The organism is Agrobacterium deltaense RV3, from assembly GCF_900013505.1.
GTDB lineage: Bacteria > Pseudomonadota > Alphaproteobacteria > Rhizobiales > Rhizobiaceae > Agrobacterium > Agrobacterium leguminum.
Genome location: NZ_LT009746.1, coordinates 279,542 through 298,989 on the forward strand (window position 1 = coordinate 279,542; position 19,448 = coordinate 298,989).

Below are 19,448 nucleotides of genomic sequence, written 5' to 3' on the forward strand. Positions count from 1 at the left end.
TTTGCCTGATCTCCGAGATTGTCATATCTGGAGACGAATGATGATGCTGAACCCTTCCGCCCTTCGCACACGGTGCGTCTGCGTCTGAGGTCCGGCTCATGCGTGCCACCCATGCGCTGAACGGTGTCGGTCTTCTGCTGGTTTTCTGGCAGGCGGGAACGTGGCTGTTTTCACCGCCCCGCTACATCCTGCCATCGCCCGCCGATGTTGCCGGCGCTTTCTGGCGCCAGCCGGGCTTCCTGTTCGGGCAGGCGCTGATAACGCTCGGTGAAATGGCGCTCGGGCTTGCGGCGGGCATCACCGCCGGTATTCTCGTCGCTTTCACCATTGCCGCCATCCCGCGCCTCGGCCGCCTCGTCTGGCCCATGGTTCTGGTGTTGCAGGCCTTTCCGGTCTTCGTGCTCGCCCCCATCCTCGTCCTCTGGTTCGGTTTCGGCATGGCTTCGAAAGTAGTGATGACGGCGATCATCATCTTCTTCCCCGTTGCCTCCGCTTTCACGGATGGCCTCAACCGCACCGATCGCGCCATCCTCGACGCCGCCTCGCTGACTGAGGCGAGCCACTGGCAGATCCTCACCCGGTTGCGCGTGCCGCTGGCATTGCCATCGTTGATTTCGGGCTTGAGGGTCGCGGCGCCGCTTGCCCCGCTCGGCGCCGTCATCGGCGAATGGGTGGGCGCTTCGGCGGGGCTTGGGTTCGTGATGATCCAGTCCAATGCCCGCATGCAGACCGACACCATGTTCGCCGCCATGGCCATTCTCGCCATCATGGCGGTGCTGCTGCGGCTCATTGTCGACCGGGCGACCGCCAATCTGGCCCCCTGGGCCAAGGAAACAGAACACACCATTCCTTTCAGATCTTTACGGAGACTTTCGGCACCATGAAACGAACTCTTCTTTCCCTCGTCGTCGCGGCAGCAAGCGTGCTTTCACCCATGCAATCGCATGCGGCAGACAAGCTGACCGTGTTGCTCGAATGGTTCGTGAACCCCGATCATGCGCCGATGGTGATCGCCAGGGAACGCGGCCTGTTTGCCGATGCGGGGCTAGAGGTGGAACTGGTTCCGCCCGCAGACCCCTCCGCCGTGCCGCGTCTCGTCTCGGCCAAACAGGCCGATATAGGCGTGCACTACCAGCCGAACCTCTATCTCGATCACGATGCCGGCCTGCCGCTCGTGCGTTTCGGCACGCTGGTCGAAACCCCGCTCAACACCGTCACCGTTCTGGCCGATGGGCCGATCAAGAGCCTGAAGGACCTGAAGGGCAAGAAGGTCGGCTTTTCCGTTTCCGGCTTCGAGGATGCCATGCTGAAGCGCATGCTGGAAAAGGACGGCCTGACGAAGGATGATGTCGAACTCATCAACGTCAACTTCTCGCTCTCGCCGTCGCTGATCGCCGGCAAGGTGGACGCCACGCTTGGCGGCTTCCGCAATTTCGAGCTGACGCAGATGAAGCTCGAGGGACATGAAGGCCGCTCTTTCTTCCCGGAGGAACACGGCGTGCCGGCCTATGACGAGCTGATCTTCGTCACGCACCGCGATCTCGCAAAAGACAACCGCCTGCCGCGTTTCCTCTCCGCCGTTGAACAGGCCGCGATCTTCATTACCAACCATCCGCAGGAATCCTGGCAGCTTTTCATCAAGGCCTATCCGAACCTTGACGATGCGCTGAACAAGCAGGCCTTCTTCGACACGCTGCCGCGTTTCGCCAAACGCCCAGCCGCGCTCGACCGCGCGCGCTACGCCCGTTTCGGCGCTTTCATGCAGGAAATGCAACTGATCAAGCAGGCGCCGGCGGCGGACGACATCGCCGTGGAGCTGCAGCAGCCATGACGACGACTTTTCCGACAGCGGCAAAGGCCGCCGAGATTCTGGAGCGCGTGCGGCAGACGCGCCCGCGCGTGCATTGCCTGATGAACACGGTGGTGCAGAAATTCACCGCAGACGGCATCACCGTGGTCGGCGGCATCCCCTCCATGACCACCTCGCTCGAGGAAATCGAGAGTTTTGTCACCAAGGCGGATGCGCTGACCGTCAATCTCGGCACGCTGGACGCCGAGCGGCGAAAGGTCATCCGGCTGGCGATCAAAATCGCCAATGCATCCGGCAAGCCATGGATCGTCGACCCCGTGCATTGCGATTATTCCCCGTCGCGGCTGGAATTCGCGCGCGAACTGATTGCACTTTCCCCCACCGTCGTACGCGGCAACCGCGCCGAAATGAGCCTGATCGGCGATGTGCCGGATGCTGTGCGGATTGAGACCGGGCCGGTCGATCATCTGCGCGATGCCACCCGCAGCGTCAGGATCGTCAACGGTCATCCGTGGATGGCGAAGGTGACGGGAACGGGGTGCCTTTCGGGCGGCGTCATCGCCGCCTTCATGGCTGTCGAAAAAGACGCGCTGACGGCGGCGGCCTCCGCCCTTGCCGTCACCGGCGTTTCCGCCGAACTTGCGGCCAAGCACGCCAGAGGCCCCGGCAGCTTCGAACCGGCATTTTTGGATGCGCTTTCCGAAATTTCCGGTGAAGACATCACAAATCACGCAAGGATAGAGCATGAACAAGGTTGATTACCGCCTCAACGCGCTGGTCGATGCGAGCCTTGGCGATGTCGCGCCGCTGCCGGAGCTTGCTCTCGCCGCTGCGCTGAATGGCGCGACCATTCTGCAATATCGCGACAAGCACGGCTCGACGCGCGAGATGATCGAAAACGCCCGCGCCATTCACGAGGCTATCGCCGGCACAGGCGTGCCGCTGGTCATCAACGACCGGGTGGATGTGGCCCTCGCCTCGGGCGCGGATGGCGTGCATCTCGGCGTCGATGACATGGACGCCAAAACCGCAAGGCGCATTCTCGGCGAAAAGGCGATCATCGGCCTTACCGTCAAGAACCGGTCCGATGCCGAACGGGCAGCTTCCATGCCCGCCGACTATGCCTGTATTGGTGGCGTGTTCGAAACCGTTTCCAAGATCAATCCGGACAAGCCGGTCGGTATCGACGGTTTTACCACGCTGCGCGCCCTTCTGAAGGAGTGGAAACCGGATATGCCGGTCGGCGCTATCGCCGGCATCGATCTTGTCCGCGTGCCACCCGTCATTGCCGCCGGTGCGGATGGTGTCGCGGTCATTTCCGCCATTTTCCGCGCGGGCGATATTGCCAGTGCGACTAAGGACTTCCGCTCCAAGATTGACGCCGCGCTGAAAGCGAGACAGCCATGACAGCCATTGCATTGACCATTGCCGGCTCCGACAGCGGCGGCGGCGCGGGTATTCAGGCGGATATCAAGACCTTCTCCGCGCTCGGCGCCTATGCCGCCAGCGTCATCACCGCCATCACCGCCCAGAACACCAAGGGTGTGACGGCGGTTGAGGATATTTCGGTCGCCACCATTATCGCGCAAATGGATGCGGTATTCTCCGATCTCGCTGTCAATGCGGTGAAGATCGGCATGGTCTCGCGGATCGAAACCATCGCCGCCATCGCGGAACGGCTTCGGCGGCAATCGCAGCCGGTGGTGCTGGACCCGGTCATGGTAGCGACCTCCGGTGACAGGCTGCTGCATGAAGACGCCATCGAGACATTGCGGCGCGACTTGCTGCCGCTCGCGACCATCGTTACGCCGAACCTGCCGGAAGCGGCGCTGCTGACCGGGTCTTCGATGGCGAAAACGGAGACGGAGATCGCTCGCCAGGCCGAGGCGATCCTGAAGGCGGGCGCAAAAGCCGTGCTCGTCAAGGGCGGCCATGGCGATGGGCCGGAGAGCACGGATTATCTGTTTGCGGATGGCGCCATGCAGGCGCTTTCCGCGGCACGGGTGGAGACGAAGAACGACCACGGCACCGGCTGCACGCTGGCGGCGGCGATTACGGCTCATCTTGCACAGGGTCGTGAGTTGCGGGAGGCGGTGGGGCTTGCGAAGGATTATCTGAATGGGGCGCTCGATGCCGGGCGAGGTCTTGCTGTTGGGCATGGGCGGGGGCCGGTGCATCATTTTTATCGGTGGTGGGGGTGACTTGAAGGGGCGGAGCGTGGGGCTTACCCCCTCTGTCCTGCCGGACATCCCCCCCTCAAGGGGGGATATTGGATGGAGCGCCCGCTCGTCCCCTCGCAGCCATCTTATCAATAAAGTGACGTTGCTGAATGTGGTGGGCAAGCCACTTGTCGATCTCCCCCCTTGAGGGGGAGATGTCCGGCAGGACAGAGGGGGGTGGCCGCGAGCTCCGACGCTACCGCGCCTTCGGCGTCGCTAACACATTCCGGATCGCAAAACTCGAATGAATGCGCGAAACCCCGGGCAGCTTCGACAGGATCTCCTTATGAATTCGCTCGAAATCCCCAGCACTTTCCGCCTCGCAGCGCAGGAAATAATCCGAACCGCCCGTCATCAGATAACATTCGCGGATTTCCGGATAGCGCCGCACCGCATTTTCGAAACGGTTGAGAAAATCCTCCGTCTGGCGGTCGAGCGTGATCTGGACGATAACCGAAATCACCTCGCCGCCGGCAAGGCCGCTGGTCAGCGCCGTATATCCGCGGATAATCCCTTCCCGCTCGAGAATATCGACCCGGCGCAGACAAGCGGATGCGGAAAGCCCGACTTCGGCCGCCAGTTTCGCATTGCTGATGCGGGCATTGAGCCGAAGCAGGCGAATGATGTGGCGGTCGGTCGCATCGAGTGACGACATAGAAGATTCCAATCAGCAAAAGAAAATTGCGCCATTGTGAATTCTATCGCATTTTCTTCGAACAATCGCCAAGAAATTCGACAATCGTTGCAATACCCTCATGGGATAAAAATGAGGGTGAACGACCATGGACATGCAGATCAGCCGCCAGCAGGCCGCCGGTGGTGCAAGCGGTCATCTGACCATCGATCTCGGCGCATTGCGCGACAATTATCTGACCCTTGCGGCCATGGCGCCCGCATCGCAGACGGCAGCGGTCGTCAAGGCCGATGCATATGGTCTCGGCGCGGATATCGTCTCGCAGGTTCTGTTGGAGGCGGGCTGCCGCAATTTCTTCGTCGCCCATATCGATGAAGCGCTGGCGTTGCGACTGCGGCTTTCGGCAGAAGCGCGGATTTTCGTCCTTAACGGTCTTCAGCCCGGCAATGAGACCTCTTGCGCCGCTATGGCCATCACCCCGGTCCTGAATTCGCTGGAGCAGATCGCCCAATGGTCGGCCCACGCCAAAAAGCTTGGCAAGACGCTCACCGCCGCGGTACAGATCGATACCGGCATGTGCCGTCTCGGCCTCTCTCCCGAAGAGCTTGAAATCCTAGCCTCCCGGCCGCAATTGCTGGATGGTACCGACATCGCCTTCGTCATGAGCCACCTCGCCTGCGCCGACGAACCGGAGCATGCCTCCAATGCCGCGCAGCTTGCGGTGATGCGCAGAGCCGCCATTGCCTTTCCTGCAGCGCCCGTCTGCTTTTCGAATTCCGGCGGCATCTTTCTGGGCAATGATTACCACAACCACCTGCTGCGGCCCGGCATCGCGCTTTATGGCGGCGCGCCGTCCGTTACACGCCCCAACCCGATGAAGCCGGTCGTTCGCCTCGATCTCGCCGTCATCCAGACCCGCACCGTTCCCGCCGGTTCGCTGGTCGGTTACGGTGGCTCCTTCGAAGCGGCCGGGCCGACACGTCTGGCAACCATCGCCGCCGGTTACGCTGACGGCCTGCCACGTTCGCTCAGCAATAGTGGCGCGGCGTGGTATAACGGCGTGCGACTGCCGATTGCGGGACGCGTTTCCATGGACAGCATCATTCTCGACATATCCGCCCTGCCCGAGGGAACATTGACCCAGGGCGGCCTTGTGCAGATGATCGGTCCGGACCAGACGCTGGAAGACATCGCCGAGGATGCGGGCACGATCGCCTATGAAATCCTGACCGGCCTCGGACGCCGCTATCGACGCCTTTATATTCAGCCGGGAGAAACCCCGGCAGCCGCTTCAACATCAGTCAATCACAAGTGAGACGATCATGAACGTCACTATCCTTGGAGCCGGCGTCGTCGGCGTGACATCCGCCTGGTATCTGGCCAAAGCCGGACACAAGGTGACGGTGATCGACCGCCAGCCGGCCGCAGCGCTCGAAACCAGCTTCGCCAATGCCGGCGAAGTATCCCCCGGCTATTCTTCGCCATGGGCTGCCCCCGGCATTCCGGTGAAGGCGATGAAGTGGCTGTTCATGAAACACGCGCCTCTCATCATCCGCCCGACCGCCGATCCGGCCGCATGGCGCTGGATGAGCCAGATGCTGCGCAACTGCACCTCGGCGCGTTACGCCATCAACAAGAGCCGCATGGTGCGCGTTGCCGAATATAGCCGCGATTGTCTGATGGCGCTGCGCGAAGAGACCGGCATCGAATATGACCAGCGCATGCAGGGCACGCTGGAGGTGTTCCGCACCCAGAAGCAGTTCGACGCCATCGGCAAGGATGTCGACGTTCTGACGGCGGGCGGCGTGCCTTTCGAGATTCTCGACCGCGACGGCTGCGCCGCCATCGAACCCGGTCTTTCCCCTTCGAAGGAGAAGATCGTCGGCGGCCTGCGCCTGCCCGGCGACGAGACCGGCGATTGCTTCATGTTCACGACAGAACTTGCCCGCATGGCCGAAGCGGCGGGCGTTACCTTCCTTTACGATACCGGCATCATGCGCCCCATCGTCGAGGCAGGGCGCGTCAAGGCTGTGGAGACCACCCGTGCGCTGGTGGAGGCCGATATTTTCGTGGCGGCACTGGGCAGCTATTCGCCGCAGTTCGTGCGCCAGCTTGGCCTTACCCTGCCGGTTTACCCGGTCAAGGGTTACTCCATCACAGTTCCGATCGTAAATGAGGAGCGCGCGCCCGTTTCCACGGTCATGGACGAGACGTTCAAGGTGGCGATTACCCGCCTCGGCTCACGCATCCGCGCCGGCGGCATGGCGGAAATCGCCGGTTTCAGCAAGGATTTGCCAGCGGCCCGGCAGGAAACGCTGGCCCACTCGGTGGAAGACCTGTTCGGCGGCGCGGGCGACCAGACCCAGGCGAAATTCTGGTGCGGCCTGCGTCCGATGACGCCGGACGGCACGCCTGTCATCGGCGCCACCCGCTACAGTAATCTTTATCTCAATACCGGCCACGGCACGCTTGGCTGGACCATGTCCTGCGGCTCCGCCCGGGTGCTTGCCGATCTCATCAGCGGCAACAAGCCGGAGATCGACACGCACGATCTGGCGATCAGCCGTTATGCCGCCTGACGCGCAATCAACCCGCCATTCCCGTCCCGCGACTGGGATGGCGGTCAATCAGAGCGCCAGCGCATCCTTCAGCGCCAGACCTTCCATCATGCGCAGGTCGAGATCGGCCTCGATGTGGTCGAGATGCTGCAACATCAGCGCACGCGCCTTTGCCGTATCTTTCGCCTCAAGTGCGTCCAGGAGATCGGCGTGATCGTTGTGGCCGCAGCTTGAAACACCCGAGCGGCCGTAAAGCGCAATGACCAGCGACGAGCGGGCGACCAGCTCGTCCATGAATTTTTCCAGAATGGCATTGCCGGCAAGCGAGGCCAGCATCAGGTGGAAATCGCCCGATGCCTTGATTTCCGCGCGTCTGGCGCTCGGGCCGCGCTCATGCTGGTGGCGGCTTTCCTGCACCAGATGCTCACGCAGCCGCTTCACCGCCGCAGGCGTGATTTTTTCGATTGCGGCATCCACGACGCCGGGTTCGATCAACCGGCGCGACGCGAAAACCTGCCGCGCTTCATCCGGCGTGGGATTGGAGACGAAGGCGCCCCGATTGCGCTCGGCCTTCACCAGCCCCTCATAGGCCAGCATCTGAAGTGCGGCGCGCACCACCGTGCGGCTGACATCGAACAGCGTTCCCACTTCCGATTCCGACAGTTTGGTTCCCGGCGCCAGCCGCCGGTCGACAATGGCGTCACGCAGCGTATCGCGAATGGCCTGGGCACGGTCTTCATGCGAGGTGTCGGAATTGACGGTTATCTGGGAAAGGCTCATCGGTGCGTCCTGTTTGTTCTTGAGTTCTAGCGCGAAGTGCGTCGCGCGCAAACAGGAATTGCGGGCCGCCGCCGGTCTGCCACAATTCATTCAGCGCCCGTTCAGCAGCCGGGCTGTATTTCGTTAACCATCGAATTTGCAACTGGCAGCGCCCTGCCACCTGTATGGAAGAACACACCATGTCGTCCTTTGCAGCTAAAACCGTTCTGGCCGTCGCCGTCGCCGCCGCCACCATCGTTCCCTTGAGCAGTGCATCCGCTGGCGACTGGGACCGCCGCGACCGTCGCGATGCCGCCATTCTGGGTGGCGTGCTCGGCCTTGCCGCCGGTGTCGCCGTCGGCTCCGCAATGTCGCGTCCGGCGCCAGCTTACGAAGAGCGCGTCTATGTCGACGAGCCGAGCTATATCGATGAAGAGCCGGATTACCGTTATTATCGCGCAGCACCCCAGCCGGTTTACCGCCCGGCACCCGTCTATCGCGCCCAGCCGGTTTACGACAGCCGCCCGGTCTACAACCAGCGCCGCACCTATCGCACCATCGAGCCCTGGACCAACGCCTGGTACGATTATTGCTCGCAGCGTTACCGGAGCTTCAACACTCGCACCGGCACCTATACGGATTATGACGGCCAGCGCCATTTCTGCGTAGCAGGTTGATCGGGAAGACCTTCAACACGGTTACTACCGTTATTGTCAGGCCGCAGACGGAAACGTCCGCGGCTTCTTCATGCGCGCTTCGCGCCATCTTACGCCGTGCCGCTCCTCACATAATCCGCCCGGTTGATGCCGTGGCGCTGCAGCTTGTCGTAAAAGGTCTTGCGGGCGATGCCGAGTGTGGCGATGGTCTCCGCCACGTCGCCATTCGATTGTTCCAGCGTTTCGCGGATGATGCGCGCCTCGATCTCATCCATGCGCTCCGGCAGCGTTCCGGAAGCGGGGATTGTGGATTGCAACGCAGGCGCGGTCGCCGGTTCCGTCTCCAGCCCCAGCACCACCCTTTCAGCGAAATGTCCGAGTTCGCGCACATTGCCCGGCCAGTCATGCTCATTGAGGCGGCGGGAAATACCGGCGCTGATCTGCGGCACCGACATATTGAAACGGTTGGCGGCCTTGGTGACGAAGTGGGAAAACAACAGCGGAATATCCGCCTTGCGTTCGCGCAGCGGCGGAATGGACAGCGTCACCACATTCAGCCGGTAATAGAGATCCTCACGAAACGTGCCGCGCTCGGACGGATCGCCGAGATCGACCTTGGCCGCCGCGACCACGCGAATATCGACCGGCCGCTCCTCATTCGACCCCAGCGGCGAGACCTCACGCATTTCCAGAACGCGTAGCATCTTTACCTGTACGGCAAGCGGCATGCTTTCGATTTCGTCCAGAAACAGGGTGCCGCCACTCGAATGTTCGATGCGGCCGACGCGCTTTTTCTGCGCGCCGGTGAAAGCCCCTGGCTCATGGCCGAAGAGCTCGCTTTCGATCACCGTTTCCGGCAGCGCCCCGCAATTCAGGGCCACGAAATTGCCCTTTGAGCGTTTCTTGCTCCAGCGGTGAAGGGCCGTCGCCACCACTTCCTTGCCGCTGCCGGTCTCGCCCGCCACCAGCACATCCACATCCGTATCGGCAATGTGCCTGAGCGTGGTGCGCAGGCGCTCCATGGCGGGCGTCTGGCCGATCAGCGGTAAATCATCCTCAGCCTGTCCCGCCGCCCGGCGAAGCGCCCGGTTTTCCAGCACGAGGCGGCGCTTTTCCAGCGCCCGGCGGGCGCTTTCCACCATGCGTTCAGCGGGAAACGGCTTGGCGATGAAATCATAAGCTCCATTGTGAAGCGCATCGACCGCCATCGGCACATCGCCATGGCCGGTGATGAGAATGACCGGCAGATCGGCATCGATCTTGCGAACATGGTCGAAAAATTCGAGCCCGGTCATGCCGGGCATACGTACATCGGTGATGACGACGCCGTCGAAATCCTCGTTCAGGGCCGCCAGCGCCTGCTCGGCACGGGAAAAGGAGGTGACCGGCAATCCATCGAGTTCCAGCGTCTGCACCATCGCCTTGCGCAGCTGGGAGTCGTCGTCCACCAGGAATATGGTTCCGTCCACCGTCATGTCATGCTCGCTTCAGAAATACGGAAAAACATGTGCCCGCCTTGCTGCTCGCCACCTCGATGCGCCCGCCATAATCCGAGGCAATATCGTTGGAGATAACGAGACCGAGGCCGAGGCCGCTTTCCTTTGAGGTGTTGAAGGGCGAAAAAAGCTGGGCGCGGATGGCTTCAGGAATGCCCGTGCCATTGTCGCTGACGGAAAGCACGACCATGTCGCCTTCCTCGCGCACACGAACTTCGACACGCGCCGCCCCAGTCTCTTCAGTGGCTTCCAGCGCGTTTTGCAGAAGGTTGATGAGAATTTGCTCGAGCCGGATACGGCTGCCGAGCACTTTCAGGTCCTGATCCGGCAGCACGATATCAAGCGCATCCATCTGCCCGGAGAAGCGGCTGCGCAACAGCATGACCGCACCTTCGATGACCAGTCGAACACTGACAGGCTCGGCGGCGGTGCGGCCCTTGCGCGCCAATATTTTCAGGTCGCCGGTAATGGTGCCGATACGCTCGGTCAGCGCCGCGATGTTTTCGAGATTTTCGTTGGCCTCGGACATGCGGTCGCGCTTCAGCAACGTGCGGGCATTGTCGGCAAAGGCGCGGATGGTCGCGACCGGCTGATTGATCTCATGCGCCACACCCGCCGCCACCTGCCCCAGAATGGAAAGGCGGTTGGCCTGCACCAGTTCGTGCTGCACATTGCGCAACTCGCCCGAGGTCTTTTCATGCAGGGCGATTTCGGCCTGCAGATGATCGCGGGTCTTCGTCAGGTCGCGGGTCCGCTCCTGCACCTTCATCTCCAGCTCGGCGCGGGCACGCTGCTCCTCTTCCTTTTCCTTGAGCGCCTTGTGCCTGCGCCACAGCCACAGGGCCGAAAGCGCCATCAGCGGCATCAGCGTCACCAGCGCCACCACCCTGCCCTCGCGGATGGCGGCATTCAGCGCCGGCGCGACCGGTTGGAGATAGTGCAGCGTCCATGACGTGGTCGGCACCGGCACTTCCAGCCGCAGATAATCGCCGCGTTCCCTCCCCGGCTCATCGACATGAATGAGCGGAACACCCTCGCTCGCGCGCCGCGCCGCGCGAAACGGCAGCGTTGAAAGCGCCTCATTGCCGAATTGCAGGCTCTCGGAGATGATTTTCCGCCGCGCCTCATCGATCGGCGCAACGGTCTTGAAACGCCACTCCGGCACGCTGGTCATCAGCACGACGCCGTTTCTGTCGACCACATAGACCGGCTTGCCGCCGATGTTCCAGTCTGTCTCCAGCCGGTTGAATTCGACCTTGGCAATGACGACGCCAAGCGGCCGCCCATCGGCGGCATCGATGCGGCGGGAGATATAAAGACCCGGCCGGCGGCTGACATTGCCGAGAGCATAATGTTCGGACATGCCGGTCTTCATCGCGGCCTGGAAATATTCGCGGAAAGCATAATTGGAGCCGACAAAGCTGTCATCCTGCCGCCAGTTGCTCGACGCAATGGTCAATCCGGTCGGCCCGGTCACATAAATCACCGAGGATTGTGTGCCTTCAATCAGCCCCTCCAGCTTGCGGTTCAACCGGTCGAGGGCAGGAGCACCGCCGCCATCCAGCGCAGCAGCAAGATCGGGATCCCCGGAGAGGACAAGCGGAATGGCGCGCGGCCGCTCCAGCGCGACATTCAGGAGCGCGATCTTCAGTTCGGCATCCGTGGCGGCCTCGGAACCGGCCATGCGCATCGCCTGATTGCGGGCGAACTCATCGGCCACCAGCAGAACGCCAAGACTGACGAGGAGCCACAGGCCCGCCAGCGCCAGCCATTGCGCCCGTCGCTTCGCATGGGAGTGAGATGCCAGATCCTGATAGGTCATGCGACAATTGTGCGGATTTACGCACAGACCGCAAGAGATTTTGTCCGGAATTCCGCACAAATGCATATGGGCTGATCAAGCGCCAATAAAAACTACTTTTGAAATCAGCCAGTTACACCAAATAAGCAAGTCTGGCATGCGTATTGCACATGACTCCGCAATCGGCGCGAAGCCGTCAACGTCACGGCGATCCCGGGAGGCCAATAAAGGCAGGGTGAGGCCGAGGAGGAAAAAACATGATCGATACGACAGCCGTGGCCGCAGGCCACGCCAAGCAGCCATTCTACAAGCACCTGTATTTTCAGGTTCTGGTGGCCATCATCGCCGGTATCGCGCTCGGCCATTTCTATCCGGCCTTCGGCGAACAGCTGAAGCCGCTCGGCGACGGCTTCATCCGCCTCGTCAAGATGATCATCGCGCCCGTCATCTTCCTCACCGTCGCAACCGGCATCGCCGGCATGAACGACATGAAAAAGGTGGGTCGCGTGGCCGGTAAGGCCATGATCTACTTCCTCGTATTCTCCACGCTCGCGCTCATCGTTGGCCTCATCGTCGCCAACACCGTGCAGCCGGGCGCGGGCATGAATATCGATCCCGCCACGCTGGATGCCAAGGCAGTCGCGACCTACGCCGACAAGGCCCATGAGCAGACCATCACCGGCTTCCTGATGAACATCATCCCGACCACCATCGTCGGCGCTTTCGCCAGCGGTGACATTCTGCAGGTGCTGTTCTTCTCGGTTCTGTTCGGTATCGCGCTCGGCATCGTCGGCGAAAAGGGCAAGCCCGTCACCGATTTCATGCACGCCCTGATGTATCCGATCTTCAAACTGGTCGCGATCCTGATGAAGGCCGCCCCCATCGGCGCTTTCGGCGCGATGGCCTTCACCATCGGCAAATACGGCATCTCGTCCGTCACCAACCTTGCGATGCTGATCGGTACCTTCTACGTCACGTCCTTCCTGTTCGTGTTCGTGGTTCTCGGTGCGGTATGCCGTTACAACGGCTTCTCCATCGTCGCGCTCATCCGCTACATCAAGGAAGAACTGCTTCTGGTTCTCGGCACCTCTTCTTCCGAAGCTGCCCTGCCGGGCCTGATGAGCAAGATGGAAAAGGCCGGCTGCAAGCGCTCCGTCGTCGGTCTCGTCATCCCCACCGGTTATTCCTTCAACCTTGATGGCACCAACATCTACATGACGCTGGCGGCCCTCTTCATCGCGCAGGCGACCGGTATCCACCTCTCCTTCGGCGAACAGATCCTGCTGTTGCTGGTGGCCATGCTCTCCTCCAAGGGTGCCGCCGGCATCACCGGCGCGGGCTTCATCACGCTCGCGGCAACCCTCTCCGTTGTGCCTTCGGTTCCCGTCGCCGGCATGGCGCTGATCCTCGGCATCGACCGTTTTATGTCGGAATGCCGTGCACTCACCAACTTCGTCGGCAATGCGGTCGCCACCATCGTCGTCGCCCGCTGGGAAGGCGAACTGGATCAGGATCAGCTTGCCCGCGTTCTGAGCGGCCAGGAAGAATTCACCGGCATCGCCGATGTGGATCAGCTTCCGGCTTCGGTGCAGCCCGCCGAATAATAAGACCTCCCAAGGTCCGGCCTGTCCCGGTTTCTCCGGGCAGGCACATATGGAGAGCCCGGCGCATCGACAGGATGCGCCGGGCTTTCTTTGTTCAGGCTCGCGCCCACTAAACGGGGTTTTTATCGGCCGGAAGATGCGGTAGAGCCGAAGCGGAACAAATGCGATAAGCGGAGTGGCGGCATGAAGAACCTGTTTCTGGCCTGGCAATTCTGGGCGCTGCTATCGGCAGCCTTTGCGGCGCTCACCGCCATCTTTGCGAAGGTCGGCATCGAGAACGTCAATTCCGATTTCGCCACTCTCATCCGCACCGTCGTCATTCTCGCCGCCGCCGGCCTGATGGTTTACATCACCGGCAACTGGCAGCAGCCTTCCACCATCTCGGGTAAAACCTGGCTGTTCCTCGTGCTTTCGGGACTGGCCACCGGCGCATCGTGGATATGTTATTTCCGGGCGCTTAAACTCGGAGACGCCGCCCGCGTCGCGCCCATCGACAAGCTGAGCGTCGTGTTTGTCGCCGTCTTTGCGGTGCTGTTTCTGGGCGAAAGGCTGTCTTTGCCCAACTGGCTCGGCGTGGTGCTGATCGCCTGCGGCGCGGTGCTTGTGGCCTATCGGGGATAGGCCAGCCGGATAAACCGGCCGGCACAATCGCTGAAGTTATCAGCCTCGGGCAGCCGCAACCTTGTCGAGACCACGCTTCACACCGGCAAACAGCTCGTCCAGCTGTTCGGCCGTAATGATGAGCGGCGGGCAGAAGCAGATGGACTCGCCGATAGGCCGCGTGATGACACCCTCCTCCTCGATGGCCGCGGCAAGGGCCAGCGTCGTATCGCCGGGCTTCATGCCCTCCCATGGCTTCACCTCCAGCGCGCCGATCAGGCCGATACCGCGCGAGGAATGAATAAGCGGGTGATCGGCGAGCGCCTTAAGATGATCGAGAAACTTGCCTTCCAGCCGGGCGACGTTACCGACCAGATCGCGCTCCTGAATGATCTTCAGGTTTTCCAGTCCCACAGCTGTTGCGACGGGATGGCCGGAGGCGGTGTAACCATGGCCGAAGGTGCCGATACGGTCGGATTCATCGGCAATCGGCTGGTAGAAATTGTCATTCATGATGATAGCCGAAAGCGGCATATAGGACGACGAAATCTGCTTGGAGACGACAAGCACATCCGGCTTGATGCCATAGGTCTCGCAGGCGAACATCTTGCCGGTTCGGCCGAAACCGCAGATCACCTCATCCACCACAAGCAGAATATCGTATTTCTTCAGGATCGCCTGTACGCCAGCCCAATAACCTTCCGGCGGCAAAAGAACGCCGCCGGCGCCCATTACCGGCTCGCCCCAGAAAGCGGCAATGGTTTCCGGGCCTTCGCGAAGAATCAAATCCTCCAGCTCTTTCAGGATACGCGCGGTGAAATCCGCCTCGCTTTCCCCTTCCTTTCCGAAATGCACATAGGAGGGGCAGGCCGTATGCAACATGCGGTCCAGCGGCAGGTCGAAGCTTTCATGGTTACGCGGCAGGCCGGTGATTGAGGCCGAGGCAATCGTCACGCCATGATACCCCTTGATGCGGCCGATGACCTTCTTCTTTTCTCGTCTGCCCAGAGCGTTCGAGCGATACCAGACCATCTTGGCGACCAGATCGTTGGCCTCGGAGCCGGAGGAGGTGAAATGCACCTTGGACATCGGCACCGGTGAAAGCTCGATCAGCAGCTCGGCGAGATCAACCGACGGACCGTGCGTCTTGTAGGAAAAGGTGTGGTAATAGGGCAGCTTCTGCATCTGCTTCGTCGCCGCGTCCACCAGCCGCTGTTCACCGAAGCCGAGCGCCACCGACCACAGCCCCGCCATCGCCTCGATATAGCGCTTGCCGCTGCTGTCGGTTACATAGATGCCTTCGCCGCTCTCGATCACCAGACCGCCGGTCTTTTCGAATTTGCGCAGATTGACGTTCGGATGCATCTGATAGGCGATATCGCGTGCCTCGACGGAATTCGGCAGGATGGTCATCGATGAAGGCTCCATTTTCGGTTGATGCTCGGCGTGTCAGACGTGCTGTCCGCCATTGATGTGAATTTCCGCGCCGTTGATGTAGCTCGACTGTTCCGAGCACAGGAAATAGATGGTCTGCGCCACCTCGGCCGTGGTGCCGAGCCGCCCGAGCGGCACCTGGGCTTCCACCAGCTCGGCCGTTCCGGGGGAGAGGATGGCGGTGTTGATCTCGCCCGGCGCAATCGCATTGGCGCGCACGCCGCGCGGACCGAACTCATGCGCCAGCTCGCGCGTCAGCGCCGCAAGCGCCGCCTTCGATGTGGCATAGGCCACGCCGGCAAAAGGATGCACCCGTGAGCCGACAATCGACGTGACGTTGACGATTGAGCCTTTTGCCGCTTCTAGTTCCGGCAAAAGCGCGCGGGCGAGCAGCGCCGTCGAAACAAGATTGACGTTCAGCACCCGCGTCCAGATTTCCGCCGTCGTATCCATGACACCGAGACGGCTGCCACCCTCGCCCTTCGGCGAAATTCCGGCATTGTTGACAAGCGCCGCAAGCTTTCCCTCCGGCAGGCGTGAACGCACCTCGTCCGCCAGATCGTCAATGCGGGACAGGTCCTCCAGATCGGCCTGAATGTGGCTCTCCCGCGCTGACGGCCAACGGCATTCCTCGGAGAAGGGTTGCCGCGATACGGTGAGAATTCTCCAGCCCTTTTCCTGAAACAGCTTGACGGTGGCGTGCCCTATTCCACGGCTTGCGCCGGTAAGAAGCATATAAGGAACAGCCATATGAGAACTCCTGTGCCATGCGGACCGTTGAGCCGGCCGCGCATTCAGCCCCGCATGTTAGAGCGCTGCCACCGGCTGACAAGGTCTTTTTTGTCGCGGCGCAGCGATGGCGGATCGGCGACGGGCTAATCCCATTTGATGCACGGCTTTCACCCGAAGGGAATATTTGAAGCCGACCGTTTACCCATAAAATGAAGCCTCCCGAATGTGTGATCAGTATTGGGAGGGGGACGAATGCGTATCGATATCATCGACACGGACGCCGGCTTCGAGGCGATCCGCGAAAACTGGGATGCGGTGTTCATGGCCGATCCCCATGCCCGGCATTTCCTCTCCTGGGGGTGGCTGAGGGACTACATGCCGCGCCGCAGGCGCTGGTTCATTCTTGCGCTGCGCGAACGGGCGGAAGGCTCGCCCTATGTTGCGTTTTTCCCGCTGCGCATCGTCACCGAACCGGACAAAAAAACCGGACGTTTCCACGACAGCATCGTCATGGCCGGCAATGCGGCGGCCGATTACACCGGTTTCATCACCCTGCCGGACTATGAAAATCACGCAGTCGCCGGTTTCTGTTCCTATATCCGCCAGCAAAACTGGACCGAGCTGAAGCTCGATTATCTTTCCGGCCCGCCGGAACGCCGCGACGCGATGATCCGCGCACTTCAGGGCCCGCTCGTCATGTTTCGCGACAACATGCCGACCAACCCCTACAACATCAACAATTGCATCTGCCCGGTGGTGACGCTGCCGGACACGTTCGACGGCTATCTCGACAGTCATATGAGCAGCCAGACCCGGCAGAAGCTCAGGCGTTTCCTGAGAAAAGTGGAGGGCGGCGACGAATATCGCATCACCTTTGCAACGAGGGAAACAATCAAGCGGGACATGGACATCCTGTTCGATTTCTGGCGTATCCGCTGGGCGCCGCACAAGGGCAAGGAACGCACGGAACTCCTGATCGGTGCGACACGGCAGATGCTGATGGATGTCTATATCCGTGGCGATCTGGAAGTGCCGGTACTGTGGTTCGGCGACCAGCCGCTCGGCGCGCTCGCCAATATCATCGACCGCCAGAAGAAATCGGTCCTGTTCTACATTACCGGCCGCGACGAGAACTGGAAGACCCCTTCCCCCGGGCTCGTGCTGCATGGCCATTGCATTCGCAGGGCAATCGAGCAGGGTTTCAAAACCTATGATTTCCTGCGCGGCAACGAGCCTTACAAATATTTCTTCGGGCCGGAGGAGCAGAAGCTGAGCTGCACGCTGTTCCGCACCCGCTCGGGCGACAATCTCGGCGGCACGCTTCACCCGCGCAGCATCCGTTTTGTCTACGAACAAGCCCTCAAACTCTATAAGACCGGCCAGAAGGCGGCCGCCAATATTGCCTTCGCCCAGGTGCTGACTGCGGCACCGGACCATCTCGGCGCGCAATTCGGGCTCGCCAATCTGTTGTTCGACCGGGGTGAATTCCGGGAGGCCGAAATCGCCTTTCTCAGCCTTCTGGCCGCCGGGCAGGAACCCGTTGTCCTTTGGCTGCGCATCGGCGAGGCCCGGCTGGCGCAGCAGCACTACCACGAGGCGTCCGAGGCCTTTCGCCAGGTGACCAATCGCGCGCCCTTCCACCGGGAGGCGCTTTACAAATGCGCCGTAGCGCTGATTGCCGCCGAAAGAACGATGGAAGGTGCGGAAATCCTCGACAGGCTGCAGCACTATCATTCGGACGATACGGCACATCTGGAATATGCGGAAAAGGCCCGTGCAGCCCTTGCCCGGCTGGAACTGGCAAAAGCCAAGGTTCCACTGCCAGCCGATGTCGTCACGCTCGCCATCAAGCCGAAAGCGGCGGGCAAACGCTGGCACCCGCCAAAGGTTTTGCATTAAAGGCAACGCCCTGTAAGTTGCGGCAGGAAAAACCGGCCGGACGACTTACAAGGATTTTTGATGTTTCTGACCAACAAGGACATGCTCGATCTTATTGAGCTTCGCCATGATCTTCACCGTCATCCGGAAATCTCCGGCGAGGAGAAGGAAACGGCGCGGCGCATCCGCGCTTTCCTCGAGCAGGCGCAGCCCGACCGGCTTTTCGCCGATCTCGGCGGCCATGGCGTGGCTGCGGTCTATGACAGCGGTAAAAGCGGCCCGGCGATCCTCATCCGTTCGGAACTCGATGCCCTGCCCATTCACGAAAAGAGTGACGCCGAATACCGCTCCGGCACTGATGGCAAAGGCCATCTTTGCGGCCATGACGGCCACTCCACCATTCTGACGGCGCTGGCGCTCGGCCTTTCCCGGCAGCGGCCCGCGACAGGTCGCGTCATCCTTCTGTACCAGCCGGCGGAAGAAACCGGCGCGGGCGCCGCCGCCGTCCTCGCCGACCCGCGTTTTGGGCAGATAAAGCCGGATTATTCCTTTTCGCTCCATAACCTGCCCGGCCTGCCTTTCGGCCATGTCAGCGTGGTGGAAGGACCGGTCAACTGCGCGTCGCGCGGGGTCAAAATCCACCTTTCCGGCAAGACGGCGCATGCGTCTTCACCTGAACATGGCATTTCCCCGATGCGGGCAATATCCCGGCTGATGCCGGCCTTGGCCGAACTCGGCTCCGGTTTTCCGCCAGAGCCCGATTTTTCGATGGTGACGATCACCCATGCCGTAATGGGCGAAGCCGCCTTCGGAATTTCCCCGGCCGATGCTGAAATCTGGGCGACACTGCGGACACTGACCGACGACCGGATGGAAAAACTCTGCGAGGCTGCGGAAACTCTGGCTAAAAAGGTGGCGGACGAACAGCAGCTGACCCTCGACATCACCTATGACGATATTTTCCTGCATTGCGAAAATGCGCCTGACGCGGTCGGGCATATCCGGCGCGCGCTGGACGAGGAAAAAATCTCCCACGGTTCGGAGGGGCTGCCCATGCGGGCTTCGGAGGATTTCGGCCGCTTTCGCGCCGTTTCGTCATCGGCGATGTTCTTTCTCGGCGCAGGCCGGGACTATCCCAACCTGCATAATCCGGATTACGACTTTCCGGATGCGTTGATCGGCACCGGCGCGCGCATCTTCATGCGCATCATCCGCAACCTCACCGACGCGAGATAGCAGCGACTGTTGCTATATCCAGCCGCGATCA

18 protein-coding genes are annotated in these 19,448 nt (G+C 61.3%); 12 read left to right on the forward strand and 6 right to left on the reverse strand.

The window, feature by feature from the left end; genetic code table 11:
• The first annotated feature begins 98 nt into the window (after positions 1-98).
• From AGR7B_RS15665 to thiD, 5 genes are read left to right on the forward strand one after another with little or no spacing between them, the layout of a single operon-like run.
• Positions 99-884 carry an ABC transporter permease gene (locus AGR7B_RS15665; protein WP_065655614.1) on the forward strand — a complete coding sequence of 262 codons (786 nt, stop codon included), beginning with the start codon at positions 99-101 and terminating at the stop codon, positions 882-884.
• Positions 881-1,831: an ABC transporter substrate-binding protein gene (locus AGR7B_RS15670; RefSeq protein ID WP_161987809.1), complete on the forward strand. Its 951-nt coding sequence runs from the start codon at positions 881-883 to the stop codon at positions 1,829-1,831. Before AGR7B_RS15665 ends, AGR7B_RS15670 begins: the two co-directional genes overlap by 4 nt.
• Positions 1,828-2,568 (forward strand): hydroxyethylthiazole kinase, encoded by a 741-nt coding sequence (locus tag AGR7B_RS15675; RefSeq protein WP_080857263.1) that lies wholly within the window; start codon positions 1,828-1,830, stop codon positions 2,566-2,568. The genes AGR7B_RS15670 and AGR7B_RS15675 overlap by 4 nt, the downstream gene beginning before the upstream one ends.
• Positions 2,555-3,217 carry a thiamine phosphate synthase gene (gene thiE, locus AGR7B_RS15680; protein WP_078052557.1) on the forward strand — a complete coding sequence of 221 codons (663 nt, stop codon included), beginning with the start codon at positions 2,555-2,557 and terminating at the stop codon, positions 3,215-3,217. Before AGR7B_RS15675 ends, thiE begins: the two co-directional genes overlap by 14 nt.
• Positions 3,214-4,011: a bifunctional hydroxymethylpyrimidine kinase/phosphomethylpyrimidine kinase gene (gene thiD, locus AGR7B_RS15685; protein WP_078052556.1), complete on the forward strand. Its 798-nt coding sequence runs from the start codon at positions 3,214-3,216 to the stop codon at positions 4,009-4,011. The genes thiE and thiD overlap by 4 nt, the downstream gene beginning before the upstream one ends.
• Positions 4,012-4,225: 214 nt before the next feature.
• On the opposite strand, the gene AGR7B_RS15690 is transcribed toward thiD, so the two are convergent.
• The gene (locus AGR7B_RS15690; protein WP_003500727.1) at positions 4,226-4,684 is read right to left on the reverse strand and encodes an Lrp/AsnC family transcriptional regulator; all 459 of its coding nucleotides are present in this window, start codon (positions 4,682-4,684) and stop codon (positions 4,226-4,228) included.
• Between the two features lie 127 nt (positions 4,685-4,811).
• Here AGR7B_RS15690 and alr point away from each other — a divergent pair, with 127 nt between their 5' ends.
• Both alr and AGR7B_RS15700 read left to right on the forward strand, forming a co-directional pair.
• Positions 4,812-5,978 carry an alanine racemase gene (gene alr / locus AGR7B_RS15695; RefSeq protein ID WP_080857264.1) on the forward strand — a complete coding sequence of 389 codons (1,167 nt, stop codon included), beginning with the start codon at positions 4,812-4,814 and terminating at the stop codon, positions 5,976-5,978.
• A 7-nt stretch (positions 5,979-5,985) separates the two neighbouring features.
• Positions 5,986-7,242 carry a D-amino acid dehydrogenase gene (locus tag AGR7B_RS15700; protein ID WP_080857265.1) on the forward strand — a complete coding sequence of 419 codons (1,257 nt, stop codon included), beginning with the start codon at positions 5,986-5,988 and terminating at the stop codon, positions 7,240-7,242.
• Positions 7,243-7,290: 48 nt separating this feature from the next.
• On the opposite strand, the gene AGR7B_RS15705 is transcribed toward AGR7B_RS15700, so the two are convergent.
• Positions 7,291-8,001: a GntR family transcriptional regulator gene (locus tag AGR7B_RS15705; RefSeq protein ID WP_003519916.1), complete on the reverse strand. Its 711-nt coding sequence runs from the start codon at positions 7,999-8,001 to the stop codon at positions 7,291-7,293.
• Between the two features lie 179 nt (positions 8,002-8,180).
• On the opposite strand from AGR7B_RS15705, the gene AGR7B_RS15710 reads away from it, so the two are divergent.
• On the forward strand, positions 8,181-8,657 hold the full coding sequence (locus tag AGR7B_RS15710; protein ID WP_078052553.1) for a BA14K family protein: 477 nt from the start codon (positions 8,181-8,183) through the stop codon (positions 8,655-8,657).
• A gap of 89 nt (positions 8,658-8,746) precedes the next feature.
• Here AGR7B_RS15710 and AGR7B_RS15715 read toward each other — a convergent pair whose 3' ends face one another.
• Complete coding sequence (locus AGR7B_RS15715; protein ID WP_080857266.1) at positions 8,747-10,111, reverse strand: sigma-54-dependent transcriptional regulator; 1,365 nt, start codon at positions 10,109-10,111, stop codon at positions 8,747-8,749.
• Between the two features lies 1 nt (position 10,112).
• A complete protein-coding gene (locus AGR7B_RS15720) occupies positions 10,113-11,954 on the reverse strand; it encodes a sensor histidine kinase (RefSeq protein ID WP_121490428.1) in 1,842 nt (613 codons plus the stop codon).
• 236 nt (positions 11,955-12,190) lie between these two features.
• On the opposite strand from AGR7B_RS15720, the gene AGR7B_RS15725 reads away from it, so the two are divergent.
• Together AGR7B_RS15725 and AGR7B_RS15730 are read left to right on the forward strand one after the other, a co-directional pair.
• Positions 12,191-13,537, forward strand: a complete 1,347-nt coding sequence (locus AGR7B_RS15725) for a dicarboxylate/amino acid:cation symporter (protein WP_003519920.1) — start codon at positions 12,191-12,193, stop codon at positions 13,535-13,537.
• 183 nt (positions 13,538-13,720) lie between these two features.
• Entirely contained in the window at positions 13,721-14,158 is a 438-nt protein-coding gene (locus tag AGR7B_RS15730; RefSeq protein WP_078052551.1) for an EamA family transporter, read from the forward strand.
• A 39-nt stretch (positions 14,159-14,197) separates the two neighbouring features.
• On the opposite strand, the gene AGR7B_RS15735 is transcribed toward AGR7B_RS15730, so the two are convergent.
• Complete coding sequence (locus AGR7B_RS15735) at positions 14,198-15,550, reverse strand: aspartate aminotransferase family protein (protein ID WP_080857267.1); 1,353 nt, start codon at positions 15,548-15,550, stop codon at positions 14,198-14,200.
• A 36-nt stretch (positions 15,551-15,586) separates the two neighbouring features.
• Positions 15,587-16,321 (reverse strand): SDR family NAD(P)-dependent oxidoreductase, encoded by a 735-nt coding sequence (locus tag AGR7B_RS15740; protein WP_065655602.1) that lies wholly within the window; start codon positions 16,319-16,321, stop codon positions 15,587-15,589.
• A gap of 234 nt (positions 16,322-16,555) precedes the next feature.
• Here AGR7B_RS15740 and AGR7B_RS15745 point away from each other — a divergent pair, with 234 nt between their 5' ends.
• Positions 16,556-18,202 carry a GNAT family N-acetyltransferase gene (locus AGR7B_RS15745; RefSeq protein WP_080857268.1) on the forward strand — a complete coding sequence of 549 codons (1,647 nt, stop codon included), beginning with the start codon at positions 16,556-16,558 and terminating at the stop codon, positions 18,200-18,202.
• A gap of 60 nt (positions 18,203-18,262) precedes the next feature.
• Positions 18,263-19,417, forward strand: coding sequence for an amidohydrolase (locus AGR7B_RS15750; protein ID WP_065655600.1), 1,155 nt, complete (start codon positions 18,263-18,265; stop codon positions 19,415-19,417).
• The last annotated feature ends 31 nt before the right edge of the window (positions 19,418-19,448 follow it).

What these genes read in the sequence shown, in the direction of transcription:
- AGR7B_RS15665 (WP_065655614.1), top strand. Translation starts at nt 99, where the DNA reads ATGCGTGCCACCCATGCGCTGAACGGTGTCGGTCTTCTGCTGGTTTTC.
- AGR7B_RS15670 (WP_161987809.1), top strand. Translation starts at nt 881, where the DNA reads ATGAAACGAACTCTTCTTTCCCTCGTCGTCGCGGCAGCAAGCGTGCTT.
- AGR7B_RS15675 (WP_080857263.1), top strand. Translation starts at nt 1,828, where the DNA reads ATGACGACGACTTTTCCGACAGCGGCAAAGGCCGCCGAGATTCTGGAG.
- thiE (WP_078052557.1), top strand. Translation starts at nt 2,555, where the DNA reads ATGAACAAGGTTGATTACCGCCTCAACGCGCTGGTCGATGCGAGCCTT.
- thiD (WP_078052556.1), top strand. Translation starts at nt 3,214, where the DNA reads ATGACAGCCATTGCATTGACCATTGCCGGCTCCGACAGCGGCGGCGGC.
- AGR7B_RS15690 (WP_003500727.1), bottom strand. Translation starts at nt 4,684, where the DNA reads ATGTCGTCACTCGATGCGACCGACCGCCACATCATTCGCCTGCTTCGG.
- alr (WP_080857264.1), top strand. Translation starts at nt 4,812, where the DNA reads ATGGACATGCAGATCAGCCGCCAGCAGGCCGCCGGTGGTGCAAGCGGT.
- AGR7B_RS15700 (WP_080857265.1), top strand. Translation starts at nt 5,986, where the DNA reads ATGAACGTCACTATCCTTGGAGCCGGCGTCGTCGGCGTGACATCCGCC.
- AGR7B_RS15705 (WP_003519916.1), bottom strand. Translation starts at nt 8,001, where the DNA reads ATGAGCCTTTCCCAGATAACCGTCAATTCCGACACCTCGCATGAAGAC.
- AGR7B_RS15710 (WP_078052553.1), top strand. Translation starts at nt 8,181, where the DNA reads ATGTCGTCCTTTGCAGCTAAAACCGTTCTGGCCGTCGCCGTCGCCGCC.
- AGR7B_RS15715 (WP_080857266.1), bottom strand. Translation starts at nt 10,111, where the DNA reads ATGACGGTGGACGGAACCATATTCCTGGTGGACGACGACTCCCAGCTG.
- AGR7B_RS15720 (WP_121490428.1), bottom strand. Translation starts at nt 11,954, where the DNA reads ATGACCTATCAGGATCTGGCATCTCACTCCCATGCGAAGCGACGGGCG.
- AGR7B_RS15725 (WP_003519920.1), top strand. Translation starts at nt 12,191, where the DNA reads ATGATCGATACGACAGCCGTGGCCGCAGGCCACGCCAAGCAGCCATTC.
- AGR7B_RS15730 (WP_078052551.1), top strand. Translation starts at nt 13,721, where the DNA reads ATGAAGAACCTGTTTCTGGCCTGGCAATTCTGGGCGCTGCTATCGGCA.
- AGR7B_RS15735 (WP_080857267.1), bottom strand. Translation starts at nt 15,550, where the DNA reads ATGACCATCCTGCCGAATTCCGTCGAGGCACGCGATATCGCCTATCAG.
- AGR7B_RS15740 (WP_065655602.1), bottom strand. Translation starts at nt 16,321, where the DNA reads ATGGCTGTTCCTTATATGCTTCTTACCGGCGCAAGCCGTGGAATAGGG.
- AGR7B_RS15745 (WP_080857268.1), top strand. Translation starts at nt 16,556, where the DNA reads ATGCGTATCGATATCATCGACACGGACGCCGGCTTCGAGGCGATCCGC.
- AGR7B_RS15750 (WP_065655600.1), top strand. Translation starts at nt 18,263, where the DNA reads ATGTTTCTGACCAACAAGGACATGCTCGATCTTATTGAGCTTCGCCAT.